The organism is Rhodococcoides fascians A44A (genome assembly GCF_000760735.1).
GTDB lineage: Bacteria > Actinomycetota > Actinomycetes > Mycobacteriales > Mycobacteriaceae > Rhodococcoides > Rhodococcoides fascians_E.
In genome coordinates, this window is sequence record NZ_JMEX01000008.1 from 2357465 (window position 1) to 2382714 (window position 25250).

Below are 25250 nucleotides of genomic sequence, written 5' to 3' on the forward strand. Positions count from 1 at the left end.
AATCAGGTTCCGTCTGCCTGAGACCTGCTGGCGGTAACGGCGCTGTGATACCCGGATCGGATGTGGGCGCGCATGATCGATTCGACCCATTCGGGGTCGCGGGCCTCGATGGCGTCGACGATTTCGAGGTGATGAAGGGCGCTGCGCATCAACTGAGGCCCGCTGTAGCTGCGGAACGTTCGAGACGCCACCACCGGCTTCAGCATGCTGGACGTCATCTCCGCGATTCGAGGATTGGGGCACCGTTCCAGGATCGCCGAGTGAAAAGCGTTGTTCAGAACCGCGATCGCGGCGAAGTTCGATTCGCCCACCACCTCGGAATACATGTCGTCGGCCAAGGTGCGGAGTTGTGCCACGTCGTCGTCGCTCATGTTCTCCGAGGCCAGGCGCGCCGCGTGCGGTTCCATCATCGATCGTGCGGAATACATCATCTCGACGGAATCCTGCGAGTATTCGACGACGCGGGCGCCCTTGTTCAGTTCGATGGTGATGACGCCGCTGCTTGCAAGCGCCTTCAATGCCTCCCGCACCGGGGTGCGACTCACGCCGAAGCGTTCGGCCAGTTCGATCTCTCTGAGCTTCTCGCCGGGCTGATACTGCCCGCTGATGATGAGGTCGAAGATGGCCTTGCTGAGTTCGGACAATGGCGTGGCTCCTTGCGCGTCAGTCCAACCATTGTGTACGAGCCACGTCGTCCCGTGTACCACCACGGGACAGAAACGAGTACGAATCGGTTCCGGTGACCTTCTCCGAGTACCGGACCACGTCGAGATAACGGTCCAAGTCGATGCCGGTGGCGACGCCCATGCTGTTCAGCAGGTTCAGCACATCCTCCATGGGTGCGTTCCCCAGGACGGATTTGTCACCCGGGAACCACATGTCTCCGCCGAGACCTCCGAAAGACGCCTCCAGCCAGTCGGCGCCCGCGGCCAGCGCTGCAAGGGCGTTGATCGGACCGAACCCGTTGCGGTTGTGCAGATGCACACCGACCGGGATGTCCGGTGCCAGCGACTTGGCGAGGGCGATACCGTTCTCGAACTCCGACGGGATCTCCATTCCACTGGTGCCGGCGAGATACAGCGAGTCGACGCCGGCGTCGATCACCCGTCGCAGAGCGCCTTTCAGTTCGTTGTTCGGGATCGGTCCCCGGCAGGTAGCGAAGAACGCCGTAGCCACGGCAGCGGAGACTTTCTTGCCCGACGCATGCGCGTGGTCGACCACCTCGGCCAGCGCCGCCAGCAACTGGTCGGGAGTTGCGTTCTGGTTGCGTCGAGCTGTCTCCGGATCGACCGGGACGACCATGACGATCTCGTCGATCTTCGTCTCGAGTGCGCGCAGCGCACCCTTGAAATTGGGCACCAGCGCCTTGTAGGTGACGCCGGGAGTCCTCGGCGCGTCGGCGATCACCCGCTCTGCATCGGCGAACTGGGGGAGCACGCGCGGGTGAGCGAAAGAGGTGATCTCCAGGGTCGTGAAGCCCGACGCCAACAACCCGTTCAGGATCTCCAGTTTGGCGTCCGTGTCTAGGACGTTCTCGACGGCTTGGAGGCCGTCCCGTAGGCCGACGTCCACAACCGTTGCACTGCTGGGTAAGTCGCGGCCGATCATCACACGGTGCCCTGACCCGCGAAGTGCGCGACCTCGTCCTCGGTGTACCCGCCCAGGCGGTGCAGAACCTCGGTGGTGTGCTCGCCCAAACTCGGACCTGGCCAACGCACGCTGCCATCGGTGCGGCTGAAACGGGGGAAGGTGTTCTGCATCGGAACCGAGCCCAGCACCGGGTGCTCGGTCTCGATGATGCTGCGGCGAGCGATGAACTGCTCGTCTTCGAGCATGTCCGACGGCCGATAGATCTTGCCGGACGGGACAGCATGCTCGTGCAGAAGCTTCTCCAGCTCGGCGGCGTCGAGACCGGCAGTGAACTCGGCGACGAGGCCGTCCAGCTGTTGCTGCCGCTCACCGCGCGCAGTGTGAGTGGCGAAGCGCTCGTCCACGGCCAGCTCCGGCTGGCCCATGGCCTCGGCGAGTCGAGCGAAGACGGTGTCCTGGTTGGCGGCAATCAGAATCCACGCACCTTCCTTGGTCGGGTACACGTTGCTCGGCGCCACGTTCGGCAGGATCGCGCCGCTTCGTTCGCGCTGGTAGTTGGCGATAACCCACTCGGGAACAAGGGATTCCATCACGCCGAGCACGGCTTCGTAGATCGCGGAGTCCACCACCTGGCCACGGCCGCTGCGGGTGCGCTCGAACACCGCTCCCAGAGTCCCGATGGCCGCGAACAAAGCAGCAAGCGTGTCGCCTATCGAAATGCCCACGCGCGACGGAGGAGTGGACGGATCGCCGACGACGTACCGGAGCCCACCCATGGCCTCACCGATCGCTCCGTACCCGGCCCGTGACGAATACGGGCCTGTCTGACCGAAACCCGACACCCGCGTCAGAATCACGCTCGGGTTGAGCTCGGACAACTGTTCGTACCCCAGTCCCCAGCGTTCCAGCGTGCCCGGCCGGAAATTCTCGACGACGATATCGGCATTCCGGATGAGGCGCTTCGCGATCGATTGTCCCTCCGTGGTGCGCAAGTTGACGGTGACCGACTGCTTGTTGCGACCGACGACGGACCACCACATGGACTCGCCCTTGGGGAGCGTGCGTCCCCACGCGCGCATCGGATCACCGCTTCCTGGTTGTTCCAACTTGACGACCTCGGCACCGAGGTCGCCGAGTATCTGGCCGCAGAACGGGCCGGCGATGAGCTGGCCCATCTCTATCACTCGCAGCCCGGCCAAGGGGCCGGCCGAACCGTCGGATCGGGGCTGTTCCGTCATGAGCGCTGTCCGTTCTGTGAGCGAGTATGTATGCATTCAGTGGTTCAAGAGGTGTCTGCAGGCTACATAAGCACAGAAATGTATACAAACGCTTGACTTTGGTGATGCAAGACACATAGCGTGCCGAAGTGATCGAGGCTCGCTCGCGGGCCGTCGATCGCCGCACGGTTCGGACACGAGAAGGGCACCCGCTCAATGGAATCAATGTCGCTGGTCCACATCGCCATCAGCGTTGTCGGAGTGGTTGCCATCATCGTGGCCTTCAAGATCGAGCCGGTGATCGCGCTGGTCCTGGGCGGCGGATATCTGGGAATCGCGACCGGGCAGGGATTCGCCGGTACGACGACCGAGATGGTCGAGGGCTTCGGCTCGGTGATGACCGAGATCGGGCTGTTCATCGCGTTCGGCGTACTGCTGGGAGCGCTGGTGGAAGCACTCGGCGTTCCTCAACGGGTGGCCGAGGGGATGCTGCGAATCTTCGGGCGACGAGGGTTGCCCTACGCACATGGACTCTCGCTCGGAGTTGTTCTCGCATCGGTGTTCGCCGACGTGCTCATCGTCCTGTCCGGCCCGCTCACCCGACACGCCTCGAGCAAGCTGGGGAAGAACGGGCACGGTCTGCTCTCGGGCGTCGCGATCACCGGCATCACAGCCGGCCTCGTCTTCGTCGTGCCGGGCACCGCACTGATGGCGGTGGTCGGCATCCTGGGCATCCCGATCGGAACCGCCCTTCTCTACGCGCTACCCCTCGGAATCGTGGCCATCGTCGTGACCGTTGCCGTGTACTCGACCCTCATCCGTATCGGACTGTGGGACGAAGCGCGTGACGAATCGGAGAGCCTGGGTGAGGCGGTTGCAGTCGGGGCCGAGAACAATTCGGCCACCGCTGAATCCGACTCCTCCGAAGGTGGCTCAACTCGAGGGAAGCGCACCGGGACGGTGACAGCGACACGGCCGAAGGACTCGGTGCCTCCGCTGTTGCTCCTTGCCAGCCCGCTGATCGTCGCCGTCGGCCTGATGCTCACCGGTGCGTTCCTGGCGGTGTTCGGAGTGGAGGGCCCGGTGACGGACGCGCTCGGCAACGTCAGCTTCGCACTGTTCGTCGGGGTCTGCCTCGCGTATGTCCTGGCGCGTCGCTACCTCGGAGTCGAGAAAGTATCGGCCGCAGTCGGCAGCGGAATGCGTACCAGCGGCTCGATCCTCATTCTCACCGGCGTGGGCGGAGGATTCGCTGCCCTCGTCAACGGTTCCGGTGTGGGTGACCAACTGACGAACATGTTCGGAGCGAGCGGCGGCGCACCCATCCTGGTTGCCTGGATCATCGCGGCCATCCTGCACGCTGCCGTCGGATCCATCACCCTCGGCGCAATGACAGCAGTCGGCATTCTCGGACCCGTCGTCGCCGCAGCAAGCCCCAGCGGCGCAACGCTTCTCGCATTGGCCGCGCTCGCGGGCGCTCTCTTCGGAGGTCTACCGAACGCCAACGGATTCTGGTTGTTCAAGTCCGTCTACGGGTTGTCCGTCCGCGGAACCCTCAAGACCTACACCCTCGGCCCGTCGATCTGCTCCGTCGTCTCCTTGGTGCTCATCCTCATCGTGTCGACCGTGGTGTAGCACCCCAGACAGTCGTCCGCCAGAGTGCTTCGAGGATCACTGCGCGGCTCATCTTGCTCGTGCCGAGTTCTCGTTCACGGAAGGTGATGGGCACCTCGGTGATACCCAGACCCGCCCGATGCACGATCAACGCCATCTCCACCTGGAAGCTGTATCCCTTCGACGTCACCGAATCCAAGTCCATCGACGTCAGGGCGTCAGCGGTGAAGACCCGGTAACCCGCGGTCGCGTCGCGAACTCTCAGAGGCGTCAGTAGACGGACATAGCTGTTCCCGGCCCGCGAGAGGACCTTCCGGGTCCACGGCCAGCCCTCGGTACGCCCGCCGGCGACGTACCGAGAGCCGATGACCAGGCCGACGCCCGCGTCGGCCGATGCCTGGATCATCGCCGGCAGATGCTCGGGAGCATGGCTACCGTCGGCGTCCATCTCCACCAGACGAGTGAACCCCCGTTCGAGTCCGATGCGGAACGCATCGAGATACGCCGTCGCGAGGCCCGATTTCGCGGGCCTGTGCAGCACCGAGATGCGCGGGTGTTCCGCGGCCAACGCGTCGGCGATATCTCCGGTTCCGTCCGGGCTCGAATCGTCGATCACCAGAATCGATGCACCGGGCACCGCAGCGAGTGTGCGGTGGACCAGCGGCTCGATGTTGCTGGACTCGTTGTAGGTGGGCACGCACACGAGCACGCCGGCGAAGTCATGTGTCACCGCTCCAACACCTTCGGGGTCCAGACGAGGTAGTAGCCGGCGAACTCGTCGTAGCGGGTGAAGGGGACTCGATTGGACAGACGATACGGAGTCTCCGCCGTCGTGAGATATTCGTTGATCTGCTTGCCGTTCTCGGTGTTGAGGTTGAGGTAGATCGTGCCGAAGTGGGACTGGTCGATCGCCTCGCGGTACGCCGGCATCCCGGTCTTGTTGCCGTAACCGAGCGCAAAGGTGTCCGTCCACAGAATCGGCTCCACCTCACCGCGCAGGGCGTAACGCTGAGCCGAAGGTTCCTCGCCCAGAATCGCTTTCCCTGGAGACGCAGCGATCTCGACGCGAAGTGCCGCGACCATGGCGGTGTCGTCGACCCATGTCGTCAAGAACTGCTGAGACTGAGTGAACCCGAGTACCGACTGCATCACCAGAACCGCACCGGCCACCGGTATCCCGACCCACTTGGCTCGAATGATCAACCACGCCAACAGAGCACCCGCCAGTGGCGCGGCGAAGACCAGACCGAAGGCGACGTGCTTGGAGAGCGACGTCTCCTCGCCGATCCGAATCTGCTGGGCCGGTCCGATGACCGAGAAAGCCAACATGACGAGCCCGATCGGCCACCGTCGGTACTGCGTCGCCGCGCCCACCAGCGCCAGGAGAAGGATCGCGCCGACCCACGTCGCGACGTTCGTCGACAGCAGTGATGCCGACGCGGGGGAAATGGGCGTCCGGTTGGTTGTCGTCGACATGATTCCCGGAATGAGATCCTGAGCCCAGAAGATCAGGATGAAAAAGGCCGTCGCCGTGCCCGACGCGAGCATGAGCAGAGCCTGGCGCGCCGCACCCCAGCGGATGCTCGGCCACGCCAGGATCATGCCGATCACCGCGACGCCGGGCGCATAGACCGCCGTCGCATACTTCGTCAGGAACGCAAGAGCGAGGATCGCGCCGATGACCGGAGCCCACAACAGCGAATTCTGTTGAGCACTGCGCACAGTGAGCCAGAGCGCGACGGCGACGAGGCTCATGGCCATCGCGTCGAACGTCGCCATGTGGGACACGAAGATCACCGATCCCGACAACGTGAACGCGGCAGCCCCCAACAGTCCTGCCAGCGTGCCGAACAAGCGGTTACCTATTCCGTAGACGGCGACGATGGCAACCCAGGTGAAGAACAAGCTGACCAGCCGGGCCGCTTCCAGACCGCCGACCGTATCGGCGAGCGCACCCAACACCGGGAACAACCCCGGCGCGCCCGACAGATAGCCGCCCGGGTACTCGGTCACGGTGGCACCGTCGGCGACGTGCTCGAGCATGCGATGACCGATGAACAGGTACAGACCCTCGTCCTGGAACGCGGTGCTGTTGGAACCCGGCCGCAGCGAAAGAACCGCCGAGACAACGGCCATGACGAGCAGCCACGGCCATGCCGCGGACGCCGACCACTCGATGCGGATCCTGCGTCGACGCTCCGGCACTCTCTCGGACGACGGTGGCTGGGTGAAGGTCATGACCTCCGACCGAAACAGTCTGCGGCGGAGCGTCATCGGATCCAGCAACGACGGGAACTCCGTGCGCCAGAACATCAACGGATAGACGACGATCAGGTTGAAGACAGCGAAACCGATCATCGGAGCGTAGTTGGACCACCCGTACTGCGGTGCCCGCCAGAAGATGCCCACCCACATCAGCACCTGCACCAGGACCAACCAGGACGTCATGACGCGTTTGACGCGCCTCGCGGTGGTCGAGCGCGTCTTGATTCCGGTGGCCTGCCAGGCATCGGTACGTCCGCGCATGACGTCGACGACCGCGAGGGAGTGGATGTAGGAGTAGAAGGCCTGAACGCGATCGAGTCCGAGGGTGCTCTCGCGGCCCATGGTGATGACCGGTACCAGCGCGAAGCGCACCACCATGGCCAGGAACACGAACAGGTAGTTGTTGATCGACACATCGTCGGGCGCGAGGAACGCCATCAGAATCGGCGGCAGCGCAATGACATACACGTTCACCGCAGTGTCGATGTAATACAGGAACCCGGACCAGAAGCACAGACGCTGACGAAGCGTGAACGGCATCTTGTGGAAATCGCGTGACTTCAGCAAGCTCATGGATCCGTTGGCCCAGCGGTACTGCTGGTTGGCGAACTGGTCCAGAGTCTCCGGGCACAAACCCTTGGACACCACGACGGGGACGTACCGCGTCCGGAACCCGACGCGCATGAGGTCGACGCCCGTGTAGACGTCCTCGCTGTGCTCGATCGCCGAAAATCCGCCGCCGAGTTCCAACGCGCTCCGACGGTAGATGGCGCAGGTGCCGACGCAGATGGACGCGTCGCTCCTGTCCCGCGCGGCCTGGATCCAGCGGTAGAACAGTACCTGTGTGGCGCCCGCGGCGTACTCCATCCAGTTCATTCGGTGCGCGGTGTCGAAGAACTGCGGACTCTGCACGATCGCCACGTCGTCCTCGGTGGTGTACGGCATGAGCTCGTGCAGATAGTCCGGCCGGGGCACGAAATCCGCGTCGAAGATGGTGATGAACTCTCCGTGGGACTCGTCGAAACCGAACCGCAGATTGCCTGCCTTCTTGAGGAATCCACGGTTGGGGCGCACTCGGTACTCGTAGCCGAAGGTCTCCGCCAGCTCGCGGACACTGCCCCGGTCCGAGTCGTCCAGCACGTACACGGTGATCTCGCCGGACCAATCCAACCGGCTGACATGCCAGAACGTGTTGTGCAGCACAGCAATGTCTTCCCCGGCGCTGGGAAGGAACACATCGACACTCGGATAGTGAACCGGCGCGTAGGAACGCACGCGTGCGATGTGTCCGGCCAAGGTGTCTCGACGCGGTTGCACGGACGTGAGCAGGGAGACGACCATCGCCGTCGTCGTGATGGCAAGGGGAATCAGCAGGGGTATGGCCCACATCTGGCCCTGGACGAGATACAGCAAGCTGACCGTCGTGAGAAAACCGCCGAACGTGGAAGCCAAAGGAATCCAACGATTCTCACTCTGCAGATAGGAATCACGTTCGACGTCCGTCGGCGGCGACGGTAAACCTGGATCGGTAGGAGGGGACACGAGCGCTGGATCGACGGACCGGGATGCAATCGCAATCCGGTCCTCGTATGTAGATGTCATGGAGGCCAATCGACTGTTGTAGTTTCGATCGCAGAGGAAGAAAGATGGTCGACGCTGACCTGAGTGACACCCGACTTCCTGAAACCTACCTCGAGTTTGGTTTGACCGCTTTTCGAAACCTGTCCGCTGTTCGACCGACACATTGGATCCTCATGACCCGCTTCACGCTCGCGTCCCTGGCTGTGGTCACGACGGCAGTGCTCGCAGCGGCAAGTTGTGCGGCCACCGCGGACACGCCACCGCGAACGTTCGGCCTGTCCTCGCAAGGCGAGAACTCGGGCGTCGCGACGGCGTTCACGACCGGGGATGCGCTCGACCGGTCCCCGGAAGTGATCAACTACTTCGAGGCGTGGGCCTGGGAGCGCCCACTCGCGCTCGACACCCTGTACGACATTCACGACCGAGGAGCCATCCCCGCCGTCACGTGGGAGCCGTGGCATCCCGACGAAGGTGAGTATCAGGAACGATTCCGACCCGCGCGGATCGCAGCGGGAGAGTTCGACGAATACATCACCGGATGGGCGAGAAGTGCCGCCGAGTTCGACCAGCCGATGCAGCTGAGGTTCGGACACGAAATGAACGGCAACTGGTACCCGTGGTCGGTGGACGGTTCACGCTCGACCGCCGAGGACTACGTCGCCGCCTACCGCCGGGTGCACGACATTTTTCTCCAAGCCGGAGCCAGCAAAGTGCAATGGGTGTGGTCCTACGACGCCAGCAGCGACCGCCCAGGAGGGCTGGACATCGCTGCGCAGACCTACCCCGGCGACCTCTACGTCGACCTCGTGGGAATCGACGGATACAACGGCGGGGGTGAAGGGACGTACTGGCAGACCCCGGACAACCTCTTCGCCGACGCCATCGCGACCGCGAACTCGGTGGCACCCTCCAAGCCTGTGTGGATCTACGAAACCGGCAGCGGAGATGCCCTGGGAGACAAAGCGCAATGGATCACCGACCTCTTCGCCTACCTCGGCACCACCCGCGTCTCGGGGCTGCTCTGGTTCGACTTCGACAAACCAGGCGAAGCCAACTGGTTGCTCGAAAGTCCGCAATCGGCACTGGATTCCGCCCGAGCAGCGCTGAGGGAATGGTGATGCGGGTCAGTCGCAGCAGTTGCAGTGATCGGCTCCGGCCGAGGCTTGCGCGGATACCGGCGTCGCGCAGCAGGTGTCGCCCTTCCACGCGTTCAGCCCTTCCTTGACGGCCAGGCCGGCGATCACCAGTGCCGCGATCGGATCGGCCCAGGCCCACCCGAAGAGGCTGTTGAGCAGGAGCCCGACCAGCAGGACGGCCGACAGGTACGTGCACAACAGTGTTTGTTTGGAGTCCGCTACCGCGCTCGCCGACCCGAGCTCTCGGCCTGCACGTCGCTGAGCCCAGGACAGTGCAGGCATGATGGCCAAACTCACTGCCGCGAGCGCAATTCCGATGGTCGAGTGTTCGGCATCGGCGGCTCCGAAGAGTGTCCGGACGGCATCCACCGTGACGTAGAGCGCGAGCCCGAAGAACGAGAACGCAATGATGCGGAGCGCGACCTTCTCCCTCGACTCCGGATCCGAGGCCGAGAACTGCCACGCAACCGCGGCCGCGGACGAGACCTCGATGATCGAGTCCAAACCGAACCCGATCAGTGCCGTCGAAGACACCCGGGCACCCTCGGAAATGGCGATGACCGCCTCGACGACGTTGTAGGCAATCGTCGCCGCCACGAACCACCGAATTCGCCTGGACAGCACTGCCCGTCGACGAGCGTTCGGAACCGGGAGTCCGATGTCGGTGGCCATCAGCAGCAGTCCTCGGTGGTCGACGCCGGGCAACACGTGGGATCCACGGCGAGAACGACCTGCAGCAGATCGTCCAGAGCCCGCCCGATGTTGGCGTCGGCCAGCTCGTAGCGTGTTCTCCGGCCATCCGGCACCGCGACGACCAAACCGCAGCCACGCAAGCACGCGAGGTGATTCGACATCTTCTGACGTGTCACGCCCAGGTCTGCCGCAAGCTCGGCGGGGTAGGCCGGCGCTTCCTTCAGCGCCAGCAGTACCCGCGTACGGGTCTCATCCGACAGGGCATGGCCGAAGCGCGACAGCACCGATACACGGGTCAGGACGTCCATACCGGTGACTGTACATCGAAATCTGTATTCAGGAAATACTGAACTATCGGCGGGCGTCCACCAGGTCCGCTGCCTCCTTCAGGCCGAGGCCAGGGTGACGTTCTCGCAGCAGCTTGACGGCCTTCACACGTGACGGAGCTTCGGAGATCGCGTCGGCCACGTCATCGACCGGGATGGTGGCCGGGTCGACCCGCTGAGTGCTGGGATGGTGGGTGCGTCGACGAATCAGCTCCGTCACCTGGACGACGACGAGCAGCGCCCACGCCAGGACGAGGAAGATCTGCCAGGGCGACCGCTCGTCGAGCGCGCTGTCGATCACGCCGGGACCGATCACGGCCAGCAGTGCCAACATCAGAACTGGGCCCCACGTGTCGGCGAATGTGTTGTCGAACCATCTTCGCGTTCCCATGGGACCCAGCTTCACACGAGTGGCGCCGTCGATGCACGCGCCGAACCGCTGATCAGGCGAAGGGGCAGTTCACGGTGTACTCCCAAATGGTGTCCGCAGGGCCCGTCACCTTCACCAGAACGGACGTGTCGCCACCGGGCGGAAGAGCGACGACGGCGGAACCGGTGCCCTCGTTGATGTTGTCACCCACGGGGCCGATGCTCTGAACCAGGCCGCCCTGATAGAACACCTCGATGACGTCGGGAACGCTCTCGGTCTCGTAGTTGATGACGAACGACGCAGGCCCGGGCCGTCCCAAATCGTGATTGGTCTGGGTCACGCCAGGACCACCGGAGACCGTGCCCTGGTTGCACGGCTGGCGCGGAGCGAACGACCCGGTCCCCGGAAGGCTGTTGAGGATCGAGCTGCCGCCGTTGACGATGCCGGTGACACCGTCGACGATGTTGCCGTTCAGAACGCTGCTACCACTGTCCAGAATTGCGCTGCCGCCGCTGATGGCTCCGTCGGCGCTCCCGACCGATGGCTGCGCGGACACAACGCCAGGCGCGAGGAGAAGAGCGGCGCCGAGTGTTGCAGACACAGCGATGGAACGTCGGATCAGTCTATTGCTCAACATGTTTGCTCCGCACACGTAGTTTCGAACGACAATGAGTGTCATCGGTCGAAGCAATGCTTGCAGGGGGCGGGCAGAACGGGTATCCGGCAATCGGATTACATACGAACGAACGACACGGAAACCATGGGGCATTCCGGGGTCAGCAGGTGGGGACGTCGACGGTGATGGTGGGGTCGTCGACGAGAGGCTGCGTGGGAACCAACGCTTCGCCCGGAACGGTGGGCTCCTCGACTTCCCATGTCACTGTCGAGGATTCACCCGGCGGGATGGTGACGTAGGCAGCTTGTACGGGGTGCCCGAGTTCGACGCCGCCCTGAACGGCGAAGGCACTGAGCCCGTCGACCTTCGTGGAGAGGATCTTGGCGCCCTGGGTTGCGTACAGGTAGACGATGGACTCGTTGGTGCCGTACGGAACGCCCGGCTGGAAGGTGCTGGCGACGTACTGCGTCAGACCGTTCGGATCGACGGTGTTGGTCAATGTGGCTGTGACAGTCGACTTCCGGGTAGGACCGTTGCAGCTTTCCGCGGTGTAGGTGATGTCGCGGGCCAGGTAGTAATCCAGCTTGTTGCCGCCGGCGTTGTTGACGATCACATTGGCGTAGGGGACAGGCTCGGTCGGCAGTGCATGGCCGATCTTGGTCGCAGCCAGAATTTCCTGCTCCGCCGGGTCCGCGCTCCACACCGAGATGCGGCCTTCGCTTCCGGCGCGGCCGACGGCGTCGAGCAGCTGTCGTGTCGGCGCCACGCCCGTCGTCATCTTGGCCACGACGGCCGCTGCGATCTCCTGCAGGTACGCCTTGCGTGCGATCTGATCGTCCCCGAAGCGCGCGTACGCGGTGGACAGTGTCACCTCGACGACGTTGTCTCCGGAAATCACCTCGCCGTCGGCCAGAGTGATGGGTCCGGTGGCGTCGAGGATGTAACTCAGAGCAATCGGATCGGTCGCGATGGCACCGTTCAACTGCTCACCGGTCTGCTCCGTCCACATCGACGACCAGATCTGTCCCGCGTACGGGAAGTTCGGGCTCGCATTGGAATTGCGGAAGTCGACGGTGGTGTTGCGCGGCGCCCAGAGCGCGTTGTACTCCGGCCCGAGATCGATCGGCTGCTCGGCGAACTCCAACTCGTTGTTGGCGCCCAGGGTATCCACGCGAGCGGTGCCGTTGTCTGCCCTGATGATGCCGAAACCGCCGAGGAGACCGCCGGTTCCGCGTGCCTCGGCGTTGGTCTGGAACGCCATGAAGTACGAGCGCGGTCCGTCAGCACCCATCATCGACGGAACCAAGCGGCTCGCGGTGTAGGTGTTGGTGAGCAGCCCGGCAAGATCGTGCGTCTGGTTCTCGAGCTGGACCCTGGCGTCCTGCACCACTCCGAGAAACGCCGGATCCTCGATCGCCTGAGCCTGGGCGTACAGATCCTCCGCAGCGGCGGACGTCTCGGCCAGGATCGGCTCGGCATCCGTCAACGCCTGCAGGTTCACTCGCCCGCCGCCCTCGATGACGCTGTTGGGTGAAATACTCGCGCTCGCAGCGGACGCCGGTTCCAGCACGTCCACGGCGAGACCGTGCACGACGTCGGCGATATCGGACACCGTCGCGAGCGGGCTGCCCAGGAAGGGGATTGCTCCCGCGACGGAGAACGGAATCGACGACGCGGCGTCCTGTGCCTTCTTCGCCGAGTCCGACGCCTCCGCCGCTGCGGCCTGCGCACCGGCGACATCACCGTCGAGCAGAGAATCCTTGGCTTTGTTGGCGGCGTCGCGCGTCGTCTCGAGGTTGGACTTCGCTGTCACGGCCTCGTACGCCAGCCATGCCGCGAACGCGACGACGAGCACGAGGACGATCACGACGGCCCACAGAATCGGGCGCTTCTTGCGTCCACGTGACGATGAGCGGGTCTCGGTACCGGTCGTCATGTCGCCAGAACTCCTGTGGGCTAGGTCGGTGAGCGTCACACCCTGAAAAATGTGACGATGCTCTGGAAGAGTAGCGATTAATTCACGTGAATGACATTTCAAGCAATCGAAACAATGCGCGAAACCGAGGAAAGGCCAACGCGTTAGCGTGATCGTAACGTGATGGTGCTTACATGCGACATTCGAGTCGAGTTTCGGCAGACGTACGAGTTGGGGTGAAAAATCGGTGCAGGGCGACCGACTGGGTCGAAGTGGCGGTGACCCGTCACATTCGAATGCGGGAGTTGTAGCGCTCGGTTCGTGGGATGCAACAACCAAGGAAGTGTTCGACAAGATCGTCGCCGCAGGCACTCTCGCGGTGCTCGCTCCGGTGTTCGTGTGCTGCTGGGTCTACGCCAAGGTCACCGGTCCCTCGAAGGCTTCGGTGACCACGCTGCCCCGGCTCGGTCTCGGCGGTGAGGCGTTCGACCTGCTCAACTTCTCTGCCCCGGCTGACCAGCGGAAGAACCGGCCGCTGGTCAAGTACGGTCTGATCCATCTGCCTGAGCTGCTCAACGTACTGCGCGGAGACATGAGCCTTGTCGGTCCACGGCCCCGGCCGGTGCGGACATCACAGTCGCAGCTGCCGATCGAGGTTCGGCTGCGCCCGGGCATGACCGGACTCTGGATGCTCACTCCCCGGACCGAACTGACACCGCAGGACATTCACTCGCTCGACAGGACGTATGTGGAGTCCTGGTCGCTTTTCCGTGATATCCGCATCTTGATCCTGACGGCCGGCGCGGTTCGTTACGGCTGGAAAACGACCTGACCTCGTGTGATTTCCCGTCGAAAAACAAGCAAGTCGACCTTTTTCGGGATCATTTCTGAGGGTTCGCCGAATCCCGAACATCGAAATGCCCCGACATTTCCCGGCAAGTAGAGCAATTGCCGCCCGTCCACTAGTTTGTAGAGGGGCCACGAGAGGTCGAGGTCGTTTTTGCGACCCTACAGAACGACCGTATGGGTAGCTGAGTTGTCTGCGAAGCCGTCCGCAGTGAGCCTGAGGAGGGGTAGCAGAAGTGTCGTCTGGAAGTGCGCCGCTGGAGGATGGCCTGTTTCCGCTTTCTGCTGCCCAGATGAACATCTACTTCGCGCAGAAGCTGGCACCGGACGTGCCGTTCACGATCGCCCAGTACGTCGAGATCCGCGGGCACATCGACCCTCCGACGCTCATCCGCGCCACCGATATCGCCTGTCGTGACCTGGAGTCGCCGGGCGTGAGGCTGACCGAGATCGACGGCCGTCCCTACCAATGGTTCGACACCAACGTGCCCTACGCGATGATCCACCGGGACTTCCGCGGCCAACTCGATCCCGTCGCCTACGCCCACGAATACATGAACGCGCAATACCGCGCACCCGTCGACCTGGTGCGGGATCAACTGATCGCGTCGGACATCATCCAGATCGGCGACGAGCACTACTACTGGTTCAGCCGCGCCCACCACATCGTCATGGACGGCCTCGGGGCCATCTCCGTGCAGGAACGCACCGCCGCCATCTACACCGCTCTGCTCACCGGCACCGATGCGCCGAAGACCCGAGCCGTCGGCGTCCGCGAGATCTACGACTACGAGGCCGCCTACCCCGCGTCGTCCCGCTACGAGACCGACCGTCAGTACTGGCTCGGCCGGCTCGACGGACACAGTGACGCCCCGCGGCTCGCGCGTTCGTCCTCGGTGCCGAGCGGCGTCTCGATCAGCGTCGGGGCCGAGCTCGAGCCCGAGATCGCCGACGCCATGGCCGAACTCGCGCGCCGCTACAACTCCTCCGACGTGCCCGTCGTACTCGCAGCGTTCTCGCTGTACCTCGCGCGGATGACCGACACCGAAGACGTCATGCTCAGCCTCCCCGTCTCCGGCCGCGCGACGACCAAGCTGCGTGACTCCTCCGGCATGATGTCCAACGTCGTACCCCTGCGCATCGGCGTCGAGCCCGGGGTCACCGTCGAAGAGCTTCTCCGACGCATTCAGGTCGAGCTCACCGGCGCACTCCGGCACCAGCGGTTCCGGGTGGAGGACATGCAGCGTGCCGCGGGCACCGACGTCGGCGCTGCCGCCGGTCGCGGCATCTTCGGTCCGTCGGTCAATATCATGATGTACAACAGCACAATTCGACTCGGCGATGTCGTCGGTGAGTATCGAGTGCTGTCGAGCGGTCCCATCGACGACATGATGGTCAACGTCTACCCGGGCGTCGCCGGGGCGACCACCCGCGTCGACTTCCTCGGCAACCCGGCCGTGTACACCGCCGACGAGCTCGGCTACCACCACGCACGGTTTCTCGACCTGCTGCGGGAACTCGTCGGCGCTCCCGACGGCTTGTCGGTCTCGGAGCTCACCGTCCCCGGCGCGGAGGACAGCGCAGCGTGGGGTACCACCGAGCCGCAGCTGTTGACCTCGTTGCTGCAGAAATCTGCAGTCGTTCGGTACGGCGGAATCGACCACATTGCTGCCGATTTCGCCCTGAGCGCGGCGGGAGTGGCCTCTGGGTTGCCGGCCGGGACCGAGACGCGAATTGCCGTGGCGATCGGACGGTCGCATCACTCGCTTCTGGCGGCGTGGGCGGTTTCGGTGGCCGGTGGGTCGTTCGTGCCCGTCGATCCGTTCGAGCCGGCCGATCGGCTGGCGCAGATCCTCACCGCCGCGTCCGTCGAGGTCGGCGTCACCACCCGCGAGCTCGCCGCGTCGCTACCCGGGTCGGTGCGATGGCTGGCCATCGAGGATCTGCTCGACGCGCAGTCGTTCGAGATAACTACTCCGACAACACGCGTCGACAACGAGGCCTACCTCGTACATACCTCGGGGAGTGCCGGGCGTCCCAAAGCCGTCAGCGTCACTCATCGCGGACTCGCGCAATTGGCAGCCGCTGTGGTGGAACGCTATTCGGTGACACCAAGATCTCGGGTGCTGCACCTGGCATCGCCGATCTTCGACGCGTCGATCCAGGAAATACTCTCCGCGTTCGCAGCCGGTGCCACGTTGGTGATCGCGCCCGCCGAGGTGTACGCGGGCAGGATGCTGGCCGATTTCATTGCCGCAGAACGCATCACCCATCTAGTGACCTCCCCGGCAGTCCTCGCGACACTCGAACCCGAGGACCTCGCGGGCATCGACGTGTTCGACGTCGGCGGTGAAGAATGCCCACCGCAACTGCGCGACCGGTTCGCGGCATCCTCCCACCACATGCCCGCCGGCGCGTTGTCCGATCGGCAGATGCTCAACGCCTACGGACCGACGGAAGCGACCGTCCTGGCCACGCTCTCCGAGCCCATGACGGTGGGCGAACGCGTCACGATCGGTACCGCCCTTCCCGGCGTCCGCGCCGTTGTTCTCGACGCCCACCTGCGTTTTGCACCGCGCGGCGGCGTCGGCGAGCTGTATCTCGGGGGCGACGGCATTGCCCGCGGATACGACGGCCAACCCGGTCTCACCGCCTCGCGTTTCGTCGCGGACGTCGGTGGCGCCCGGCTGTACCGAACCGGAGACGTCGTGCGGTGGGCTGTCGACGGCAGCGCGCTCGAGTATCTGGGCCGCAGCGATCGCCAGGTCCAACTGCAGGGGCGCCGCGTGGAACTCGGCGAGATCGAGTCGGTCGCCGCCCGATCGCCCGGCGTCACGGCGGCCGTCGCGGCCGTGCACGATCAACGAATCACGCTGTACGTCACTGGTTTAACCGACAATCTGGACTCGCATCTCTCCGCGCACCTGCCTCGGTGGATGGTGCCGGCCCACGTCACGGTTCTCGACGCTTTCCCGATGACCGCGAGCGGCAAGATCGACAGACGTGCTCTGCCGGCGCCGGTCGTGGGCGAGGACACCGCGTACGTGGCGCCGCGGACCGAGACCGAAACGCTGGTCGCGACCGTCTTCGCCGACGTCCTCGGCGCCGGCGGTCTGACAGGACGGGCTGTCGGGCGCGAACACTCGTTCTTCGACCTCGGCGGGGACTCCCTCAGCGCCACGCGCGTGCTGTCCAGGCTCGGCGGCACGGTGACTCTGCCGACGCTGTTCGATGTCCCCACCGTTGCCGGAGTCGCTGCCGCCCTCGACGCATCCGCCGACCAGGGTTCGTCGCTCGACTTGCTCGACACCCAGGCTCTGTTCGATATGCCGGTGCCGAAACGGATTCCACTGTCCTACTCGCAGCAGCGCATGTGGTTCCTCAACCAGTTCGACGCCAGCTCCCCGGCCTACAACATGCCGGTCGCGCTGCGGATCACCGATGCGACCGCGGGCGACGGATCGATCGTGGTGGCCGCACTGCGAGACGTGCTCGAACGGCACGAGTCGTTGCGCACATACTTTCCGGCGGACGAGGACGGCCCACGCCAGGTGGTGAAGCCCACCGGCCAGGTACTGGACCACATCCCCACGTACGCGGTGCACCCGGACGACCTGGGCGGGCGCATCGCCGCACTGGCGTCGGCCGGCTTCGACGTTGCCGACGACGTGCCGATCCGCGCCGCCGTTCTGCAGTCCGAGCAGGACGTGACCGTCGTGATCGTGCTGCACCACATCGCGATCGACGGATGGTCCATCGACCCGCTGGTCCGTGACTTCGCCGTCGCACACGCCGCTCGACTGGCCGGGCACGCACCCACGTGGTCGAGACTCCCCGCGCAGTACAGCCAGTACGCGGTCTGGAACCGAGCGGTCGTCGACGCCGTCGCGGAAAGCCAACTCGCCTACTGGACAACCGTGTTGGATACCGATCGTCCGCTGGCCGCGCTGCCCGCCGACCATCCACGCCCGCCGGTGCAGTCCTTGGTCACGGCCGACGTCCCGATCACCGTCGACGCGTCGGTGCACTCCGCGATTCGCGATCTCGCGAAGGCCTCCAACGCAACGACGTTCATGGTGGTGCACGCAGCACTCGCCACCACTCTCACCCGGTTCGGGGACGCCTCGCGCACCGTCGTCGGCACACCGTCGGCCGGCCGCGGCCACGAGGCACTGGACGACATGGTGGGAATGTTCGTCGGAACCGTGCCCCTGGCCGTCGACGTCGACCCCTCCTCGACCTTCACGGAACTGCTTGCTGCCGTGCGGCACAACGACCTGGACGCGTTCGCGCACACCGAACTGCCGTTCGAGCGCATCGTCGACGCCCTCGCGACGGACCGATCACTGGACCGGCACCCGATCTTCCAGGTCATGCTCGCGTTCGACAACGCGCAGCACCAGTCGGTCGACGACCTCCCGATCGCCGTCGTTCCGGTTCCGACGCACACCTCGGAGTTCGACCTCGGACTGGTACTCACCGAGACCGCCGACGGCATCACCGGCCAGATCGAGTACGCCGCCGACCTGTACGAGCACCGGACGGTCCAGCACTTCGCGGACACCCTGCTCACCGTGCTCAGCACCGTCGCCGACACACCCGATGCGGTGGTGGGCGACATCGAGCTGGGCGACATCGAACTGGGCGACATCGAGCTGGGGCAGCCGGAGCAGCCCGCCGTGGATGCACCCGTGGGCACTCTGTTGGACGTGTGGACCGACGGAAATATCGCTCTCGACGGAGCCGAGACGCTGACGTACGACGAGCTGGATCGTCGCTCCAACCGCATCGCGCGCCTGCTCATCGCCGAGGGAGTCGGGCCGGAATCACTCGTCGCACTGTCGCTGGAACGCTCGGCGGACTACGTGCTTGCCCTGTGGGCCGTGGCGAAGGCCGGGGCCGCGTTCGTCCCCGTCGACCCGACCTACCCCGCAGCCCGACGCACCGCAATCCTCGACGGCATCCGAATCGGATTCGGCGGCAACGAGACCGGAATCGACTGGGTCGACGAAGCCGCTGCCCTACTGCTGAGCGACGCACCCGTCACCGACGCCGAGCGCACCGCGACGCTGCGGCCGGCGCACCCCGCCTACGTCATCCACACCTCCGGATCCACGGGCACACCCAAACCGGTCGCCGTGACCCACGAAACTGTCCATGCCTTGGCGCAGCAGGTGATTCCGCGGTACCGCGTCGACGCAGAATCCCGCGTACTGCACGGTTATTCGGTCAACTTCGACGCTGCGATGTTGGAGTTGATTCTGGCGTTCGGTGCGGGCGCAACCCTCGTGATCGCCCCGACCGACCTGGTCGACGGTGACGCGATGGCCCAGTTCCTCACCGAACACGCCGTCACCCACTTCCTGTCCACACCCGCAGTCCTCGCCACGGTCCCGCCCGTGGACAGCGTGACGACGGTCGCCGTCGGCGGCGACGTCCTCGGAGCGGACGTCGTGACGCAGTGGAGCCCGAACCGGCTGATGCTCAACGCCTACGGCCCCTCCGAAGCCACCGTGGTGGCGACGCTGACCGATGGCCTGACGACCGACAGTCCCGTCACCATCGGGCGCCCCCTCGCGCACATCTCGGCGCACGTGCTGGACACACGGCTGCGGCCGGTGCCGCGCGGCGGCGTCGGCGAGCTGTATCTGGCGGGCGGACTGGCCCGGGGTTACGGCTCGCGGGCAGCGTTGACCGCCGAGCGCTTCGTCGCAGGTCCGGGCGGTACCCGTCTCTATCGCACCGGCGACCGGGTGCGCATCGGGGAGGGCGGCGAGCTCGATTTCCGCGGACGCATCGACACCCAGGTCCAGATTCGCGGAGTGCGAGTGGAACTGGGCGATATCGAGGCAGCACTGCGCACGCATCCCGACGTCACCGCGGCCGTCGCCGACGCACGGGACGGCCGAATCGTGGCCTGGGTCGTGGGAGTGGGCGAGCAGGACGCCAAGCTGTGGCTGCTGGACAGACTGCCGCTGGCGCTGATGCCCACGGCGATCGTGCCGATCGATCGACTACCGCTGACCGCCAACGGAAAGGTCGACACTCGTGCCCTGGTGTCGCCCGACGCACTCGCGGGTGACGCGGTAGCTCGCACCCTCGCCGAGGACGTGATCCTCGGGATCTTCGCCGACACCCTCGGCGGCGCTGCCGAGAACATGAGCGTCGACGCCAACTTCTTCGTACTCGGCGGCGACTCGCTCCGCGCCGCCCGAGCCGCGGCCCGCATCGGCGCAGCCCTGGGGACCCACGTGCCCGTGCGCACGATCTTCGAATCGCCGACGGCAAAGCTCCTCGGCGCATCGGTGCAGAAGCTGTCCACTGAATACGCGCCTCCGCCTGCGCTGACCCACCGTTCGGACGCGCGATCGTTCACGCAGCCGGCCCCGGCCGAGCGCCGGATCTGGCTGCAGAACAGGTACGCACCCGACTCCGCGGCCTACAACATCGCGTTCGAGCTCGCGTTACCCGACGACCTCGACGTCGAGGTCTTACGAGCTGCCATCACCGACGTCGTCGAGCGCCACCTGCCGCTGCGCACGGTGTACCCGTCGACGCCGGACGGCCCGACGACCACGCTGTTGGACGCGGTCACCGTCGTCTCCTCACTCGACGAACGCCACGCGGATGCGTCGACAGCACCCGTCGAGGGCTTCGATCTGACGATGGAACCACCGGTACGGCTCTCGCTGCAGGAGCGGAGCCTGCAGGAGCGACCCGACAGCACAGTCAAGGTTCTGACGGTGGTTGCGCATCATGTTGCTGTGGACGGGCTGTCTCTCGGTCCGCTGGCGCGGGATGTCGACACTGCACTGACGGCACGCGGTGCAGGTTCGGCACCCGAGTTCGAACCGCTTGCAGTCGATTACGCCGACTACCGGCTGTGGCAGCAGGACGTCCTCTCCAGTGTCGCCGCACCACAGCTCGACTACTGGCGCACTGCGCTGTCGGGGTTGCCGGGCTACCTCGATCTGCCGACCGGGGTCTTGGACGCCGACGCTGCGTACGTTCCCGGTGAATTCCGTATCGACGCAGACACTCTCGGTGACCTCCGCGGGTTGGCGCATCGCCTGGGCGCGACGGTGTTCGTCGTCGTTCACGCAGCCCTCGCAGCGGTGCTGGCCGAGGCCAGCGGCTCGTCGGACATCGCCATCGGTACACCGGTCTCCGGCAGGTCGCACCCTGCACTGGACGAGTTGGTGGGCATGTTCGTCGGCACCGTCGTACTGCGAACGGACGTGCAGCCGTCGACGACGTTCGAAGAATTCGTGATCGACGTGCGCAATGGCGACCTCGACGCCTTCGCCAACTCCGACGTTCCGTTCGAGTGGGTGGTCGACGCCGTGGCGCCCACCCGCACACTCGACACGCACCCGCTGTTCCAGGTGTTGCTCGCAATGGGTGAACTCGGCGCGCCGACATTGGAATTCGGTTCCACCTCCGTGACTCCCCGGCGCATCGACATCGAGAGCACGCAATTCGACCTGGAAGTGGTCGTCGAGGAAACGGTCGACGGGCTGACCGGGCGGCTGGCGTACTCGCCCACTCGCTTCGGACCGTCGGTGCCCGCTGCGTTGGCGGACAGGCTTGCGGCCGTGCTCACCCTCGTCGCGCACGATCCGAGCGTCCGGTTGGGAAGCGCCGAATTCGCCGCAGCCCACTCGTCCGCGATCGTCAGCACCGACGGGTCTGCCGAGCAGTACACGCTGGCCACAGTGTTCACCGAGGCGGCGCGTCGATGGCCGGACAACAGGGCCATCCTCGACGGTGACGAGGAGCTGACCTACCGTGAGCTCGACGAGCGTTCGAATGCCCTGGCGCAGAACCTGGTTTGCCGTGGCGTGGAGCCAGGATCGCTCGTTGCCGTTTCCCTGCCGCGGTCGGCCGAATCCGTGATCGCTCTCTGGGCCGTTGCGAAGTCCGGTGCCGGATACCTCCCGATCGACACGACGCTGCCGACCCACCGGATCCGCGAAATCCTGTCCGACGCCGCACCGATCACCGGCATCGCAGCGATCGATTCCGGCCTCGCCCAGCCGACATGGCTGACGGTGGGCACCGAGTCGGACGAGAGCTTCACTGCTCGGACCGTTCCCGCGGACAGCACCGCGTACGTCATCTACACCTCTGGTTCCACCGGAACGCCCAAGGGTGTGCGCGTCACGCACCGAGGCATCGCGGACCTGGTCGAAAGCCAGCGTGAACTGTTCGACGTGACGCCCGATTCACGCGTGCTGCAGTTCGCATCGCTCGCCTTCGACGCATCCGTCTTCGAACTGCTGCTCGCGTTCGGCTCCGGCGGAACCGTCGTGGTGGGCCGGCCCGACGTGTACGCCGGACGCGCACTGGAAACCCTGATCGCGCAGCACCAGGTGACCCACGTGTGCCTTACCCCGACGGTCCTGCAGATCACCGACCCGCACGCCACTCCGTCGGTCGAGGTCGTCATCATGGCCGGTGAAGCCACCAATGCCGCTCTGCTGCAACGGTGGTCGACAGGTCGCCGCGTGTACAACGCCTACGGGCCCACCGAAGGTACCGTCATGAGCACGTGCACGGACGCTGCGCCCCCGGCCGGTCCGGTGACCATCGGCCGACCTACCCGCGGATTCACCACCGCCGTCCTCGACTCCCGGCTGCGACCGGTGGGGGAGGGCATCGTCGGCGAGCTCTACCTGGCAGGCGACGGCCTCGCCGAGGGATACCTGCGTAAGCCGGGGTGGACGTCGAGCAGCTTCGTGGCCAACCCGTTCGGAACCGGACGTCTCTATCGCACAGGCGACCTGGTCCGATGGGTCGGAGGCTCACTCGAATACCTGGGCCGCGCCGATTCGCAGATCAAGATCCGTGGTCACCGAGTGGAACTCAGCGAAATCGAGTCCGCGCTCCTGCAACACCCGGGAGTGGAACAGGCGTCGGCAATCGGGCGCAGCGGAGCGGACGGCAGGGGATCCGACGGCAGTGAATTGAACGGCAGCGGATCGCTTGCCGCCTACATCGTCGGACCGGCGCGGCCGCGCTCGGTGCGCGAGTTCCTCGCCCGCACCCTGCCCGCCTACATGGTTCCCAGCACGGTCACCCGCGTCGACACCCTCCCGACCACGCTGTCCGGCAAAGTCGACACGGCACGCCTGCCGGAGCCGGCACCGGCGTCGGATCCGAAGCTCGCGCCGACGACACCGCTCGAACATGCAGTCCACCAAGTGTTTTCCGACGTGCTGGATCTACCGGCCGACCGATTCGGCGTCGGCGACAACTTCTTCGATCTCGGTGGGCATTCGCTGTCGGTGGTGCAAGTGGTCGACGCTCTCGGAGATCGGCTGGGGCTGACCGTCCCGGTGACGGCCATGCTGACTCACCCCACCGTCGCCGGTGTGGCCGCGCAGCTCCGGACCGGCGCCCGTGACCACGGCGGCGCGTTCGACGTGCTGCTCCCGATCCGCACCGACGGCCCCGGTGAGCCGCTGTTCTGCATCCACCCCGCCATCGGGATCGCGTGGAGTTACCTCTCGTTGCTGAGCGAGACCGACAGGCCGCTCTTCGGACTGCAGGTTCCCGGCATCGCAGGCGGGGAGGATGCGCCGTCGACCATCGAGGATTTCGCGGCGCGCTACGTCGCGGAGATCCGCGCCGTGCAACCGGACGGCCCGTACCACCTGCTCGGATGGTCGCTCGGCGGCGTGATTGCCCACGCTGCCGCCGTTCAGCTGCAGTCCATGGGCGAGGAAGTGGCGCAGCTGACGCTGGTCGACGCGACCCTGACCGCACCCACCGACAGCGCACCGTTCAGCATCGCCGACCTCGCCGATCAGCTCGGCGTGGACGGCGAATCGTTCGACGAGATCCGAGACGGATTGGTCCACGGCCGCGGCGAACTCGCCTTCCTGACCGTCGAGAACCTGCGTCGCATGTACGCACCCGTCGCCGACGCGCCGCAGTGGGTCGCCGCGTACCGGCCGCAGGTGTTCAAGGGGGACGTTCTCTACTTCGCAGCACGCGGATCGCGCGGCGCGGAGCAGTGGGACGAGTTCGTCGACGGCCCGGTCTCGGTAGTGCGGGTCGACGCCGAACACGAGAACATGCTGGGTGAAGCAGGCGCCCACGCACTCGGCCGAGAACTCGGCCTGCTTCTGCCGAAGGAAGGTGTGGCGTGATGACCACCAATCTGCAGCCCTATGTGGACAACGTCCAAGCGCACTACGATCTGTCGGACGAATTCTTCGCCCTGTTCCTCGATACGAGCATGACCTACAGCTGCGCGTACTTCGAACGCGAGGATATGACGCTCGAAGAGGCCCAGACCGCCAAGATCGACCTGGCGCTCGGCAAGTTGGATCTGCAGCCTGGAATGACGTTGCTGGACATCGGATGCGGATGGGGTGCACTCGCCAAGCGTGCCGCCGAGAAGTACGGCGTCGACGTCATCGGACTGACACTGAGCCGCAACCAATTCGACCGTGCCAGTGCCGTCGTCGCGCACCTCGACGGCGTCGAGATCCGTCTGCAGGGGTGGGAGGAGTTCAGCCCACCCGCCGGTCGAACCGTCGACCGCATCGTCAGCGTCGGAGCGTTCGAGCACTTCCGGCGCCAGCGTTACTCCGCGTTCTTCGACAAGTGCCGAGCCGTGCTGCCACCCGACGGCCGAATGTTGTTGCACACCATCGTCATGCGGCCGATCGCCGAAGTGCTGGCAAGCGGCGTCGTGTTCACCCGCGAGGACGCACACTTCGTACGCTTCATCATGCGGGAGATCTTCCCCGGCGGACAGCTCGCACAATCCGACATGGTGGTCGCCAAAGCGTCCGAAGCGGGCTTACGGCTCGAACGTGAGCACGCACTCGGGCCGCACTACGCGAGAACGCTCGACGAATGGACCGATCGCTTGGTCGACCAGCGAGAAGCCGCAATTGCGTTGTCTTCGACCGAAGTTTACGAGCGATACATCCATTACCTGACCGGATGTTCGTCCAGATTCAAGGACGGACGCATAGATGTCGTGCAGTTCACCCTGACGCCGGGCGAGTCCTGATGAACTAGCGCGCGAGAAGTCCGACAAGCATGAAAACATGAACACTAGCGTT

General features: G+C 65.2%; 15 protein-coding genes. 5 read left to right on the top strand and 10 right to left on the bottom strand.

What is annotated here, in order from left to right; all coding sequences use genetic code 11:
• Positions 1–2: 2 nt before the first annotated feature.
• The 3 genes from BH95_RS23375 to BH95_RS23385 are packed head-to-tail and all read right to left on the bottom strand — an operon-like array spanning position 3 to position 2828.
• Positions 3–644, bottom strand: a complete 642-nt coding sequence (locus BH95_RS23375) for a GntR family transcriptional regulator (RefSeq protein WP_037184444.1) — start codon at positions 642–644, stop codon at positions 3–5.
• A 19-nt stretch (positions 645–663) separates the two neighbouring features.
• The gene (locus BH95_RS23380; protein WP_037184447.1) at positions 664–1608 is read right to left on the bottom strand and encodes a pyruvate carboxyltransferase; all 945 of its coding nucleotides are present in this window, start codon (positions 1606–1608) and stop codon (positions 664–666) included.
• On the bottom strand, positions 1608–2828 hold the full coding sequence (locus BH95_RS23385; RefSeq protein WP_033189068.1) for a CaiB/BaiF CoA transferase family protein: 1221 nt from the start codon (positions 2826–2828) through the stop codon (positions 1608–1610). Before BH95_RS23385 ends, BH95_RS23380 begins: the two co-directional genes overlap by 1 nt.
• Before the next feature lie 204 nt (positions 2829–3032).
• Here BH95_RS23385 and BH95_RS23390 point away from each other — a divergent pair, with 204 nt between their 5' ends.
• Positions 3033–4442: a GntP family permease gene (locus tag BH95_RS23390; RefSeq protein WP_052060140.1), complete on the top strand. Its 1410-nt coding sequence runs from the start codon at positions 3033–3035 to the stop codon at positions 4440–4442.
• Here BH95_RS23390 and BH95_RS23395 read toward each other — a convergent pair.
• Both BH95_RS23395 and BH95_RS27895 read right to left on the bottom strand, forming a co-directional pair.
• Positions 4420–5151, bottom strand: a complete 732-nt coding sequence (locus tag BH95_RS23395) for a polyprenol monophosphomannose synthase (RefSeq protein ID WP_037184453.1) — start codon at positions 5149–5151, stop codon at positions 4420–4422. The genes BH95_RS23390 and BH95_RS23395 overlap by 23 nt on opposite strands.
• On the bottom strand, positions 5148–8288 hold the full coding sequence (locus BH95_RS27895) for a glycosyltransferase family 2 protein (protein WP_052060141.1): 3141 nt from the start codon (positions 8286–8288) through the stop codon (positions 5148–5150). Before BH95_RS27895 ends, BH95_RS23395 begins: the two co-directional genes overlap by 4 nt.
• Positions 8289–8440: 152 nt before the next feature.
• On the opposite strand from BH95_RS27895, the gene BH95_RS23405 reads away from it, so the two are divergent.
• A complete protein-coding gene (locus BH95_RS23405; protein ID WP_157773149.1) occupies positions 8441–9385 on the top strand; it encodes a glycoside hydrolase family 26 protein in 945 nt (314 codons plus the stop codon).
• Positions 9386–9391: 6 nt separating this feature from the next.
• On the opposite strand, the gene BH95_RS23410 is transcribed toward BH95_RS23405, so the two are convergent.
• The 5 genes from BH95_RS23410 to BH95_RS23430 all read right to left on the bottom strand — a co-directional run bounded on the left by BH95_RS23410 (position 9392) and on the right by BH95_RS23430 (position 13344).
• The gene (locus BH95_RS23410) at positions 9392–10075 is read right to left on the bottom strand and encodes a cation transporter (RefSeq protein ID WP_037185477.1); all 684 of its coding nucleotides are present in this window, start codon (positions 10073–10075) and stop codon (positions 9392–9394) included.
• Positions 10075–10404, bottom strand: a complete 330-nt coding sequence (locus BH95_RS23415; protein WP_033189070.1) for an ArsR/SmtB family transcription factor — start codon at positions 10402–10404, stop codon at positions 10075–10077. Before BH95_RS23415 ends, BH95_RS23410 begins: the two co-directional genes overlap by 1 nt.
• A gap of 43 nt (positions 10405–10447) precedes the next feature.
• Complete coding sequence (locus tag BH95_RS23420) at positions 10448–10813, bottom strand: hypothetical protein (RefSeq protein WP_037184456.1); 366 nt, start codon at positions 10811–10813, stop codon at positions 10448–10450.
• Positions 10814–10865: 52 nt separating this feature from the next.
• Positions 10866–11429 (bottom strand): hypothetical protein, encoded by a 564-nt coding sequence (locus BH95_RS23425; RefSeq protein WP_371828328.1) that lies wholly within the window; start codon positions 11427–11429, stop codon positions 10866–10868.
• A gap of 139 nt (positions 11430–11568) precedes the next feature.
• Entirely contained in the window at positions 11569–13344 is a 1776-nt protein-coding gene (locus BH95_RS23430; RefSeq protein ID WP_037184461.1) for a DUF4012 domain-containing protein, read from the bottom strand.
• A 226-nt stretch (positions 13345–13570) separates the two neighbouring features.
• Between BH95_RS23430 and BH95_RS23435 the strand changes: the two genes are divergently transcribed.
• From BH95_RS23435 to BH95_RS23445, 3 genes are all read left to right on the top strand, one after another.
• Positions 13571–14155: a sugar transferase gene (locus BH95_RS23435; RefSeq protein ID WP_037184464.1), complete on the top strand. Its 585-nt coding sequence runs from the start codon at positions 13571–13573 to the stop codon at positions 14153–14155.
• A 250-nt stretch (positions 14156–14405) separates the two neighbouring features.
• Positions 14406–24323, top strand: coding sequence for a non-ribosomal peptide synthetase (locus tag BH95_RS23440; protein ID WP_244165109.1), 9918 nt, complete (start codon positions 14406–14408; stop codon positions 24321–24323).
• Positions 24323–25198, top strand: a complete 876-nt coding sequence (locus BH95_RS23445; RefSeq protein ID WP_037184470.1) for a cyclopropane mycolic acid synthase family methyltransferase — start codon at positions 24323–24325, stop codon at positions 25196–25198. The genes BH95_RS23440 and BH95_RS23445 overlap by 1 nt, the downstream gene beginning before the upstream one ends.
• Positions 25199–25250 lie beyond the last annotated feature (52 nt).

What these genes read in the sequence shown, in the direction of transcription:
- BH95_RS27895 (WP_052060141.1), bottom strand. Translation starts at nt 8,288, where the DNA reads ATGACATCTACATACGAGGACCGGATTGCGATTGCATCCCGGTCCGTC.
- BH95_RS23385 (WP_033189068.1), bottom strand. Translation starts at nt 2,828, where the DNA reads ATGACGGAACAGCCCCGATCCGACGGTTCGGCCGGCCCCTTGGCCGGG.
- BH95_RS23390 (WP_052060140.1), top strand. Translation starts at nt 3,033, where the DNA reads ATGTCGCTGGTCCACATCGCCATCAGCGTTGTCGGAGTGGTTGCCATC.
- BH95_RS23410 (WP_037185477.1), bottom strand. Translation starts at nt 10,075, where the DNA reads ATGGCCACCGACATCGGACTCCCGGTTCCGAACGCTCGTCGACGGGCA.
- BH95_RS23420 (WP_037184456.1), bottom strand. Translation starts at nt 10,813, where the DNA reads ATGGGAACGCGAAGATGGTTCGACAACACATTCGCCGACACGTGGGGC.
- BH95_RS23380 (WP_037184447.1), bottom strand. Translation starts at nt 1,608, where the DNA reads ATGATCGGCCGCGACTTACCCAGCAGTGCAACGGTTGTGGACGTCGGC.
- BH95_RS23445 (WP_037184470.1), top strand. Translation starts at nt 24,323, where the DNA reads ATGACCACCAATCTGCAGCCCTATGTGGACAACGTCCAAGCGCACTAC.
- BH95_RS23430 (WP_037184461.1), bottom strand. Translation starts at nt 13,344, where the DNA reads ATGACGACCGGTACCGAGACCCGCTCATCGTCACGTGGACGCAAGAAG.
- BH95_RS23415 (WP_033189070.1), bottom strand. Translation starts at nt 10,404, where the DNA reads ATGGACGTCCTGACCCGTGTATCGGTGCTGTCGCGCTTCGGCCATGCC.
- BH95_RS23405 (WP_157773149.1), top strand. Translation starts at nt 8,441, where the DNA reads ATGACCCGCTTCACGCTCGCGTCCCTGGCTGTGGTCACGACGGCAGTG.
- BH95_RS23425 (WP_371828328.1), bottom strand. Translation starts at nt 11,429, where the DNA reads ATGTTGAGCAATAGACTGATCCGACGTTCCATCGCTGTGTCTGCAACA.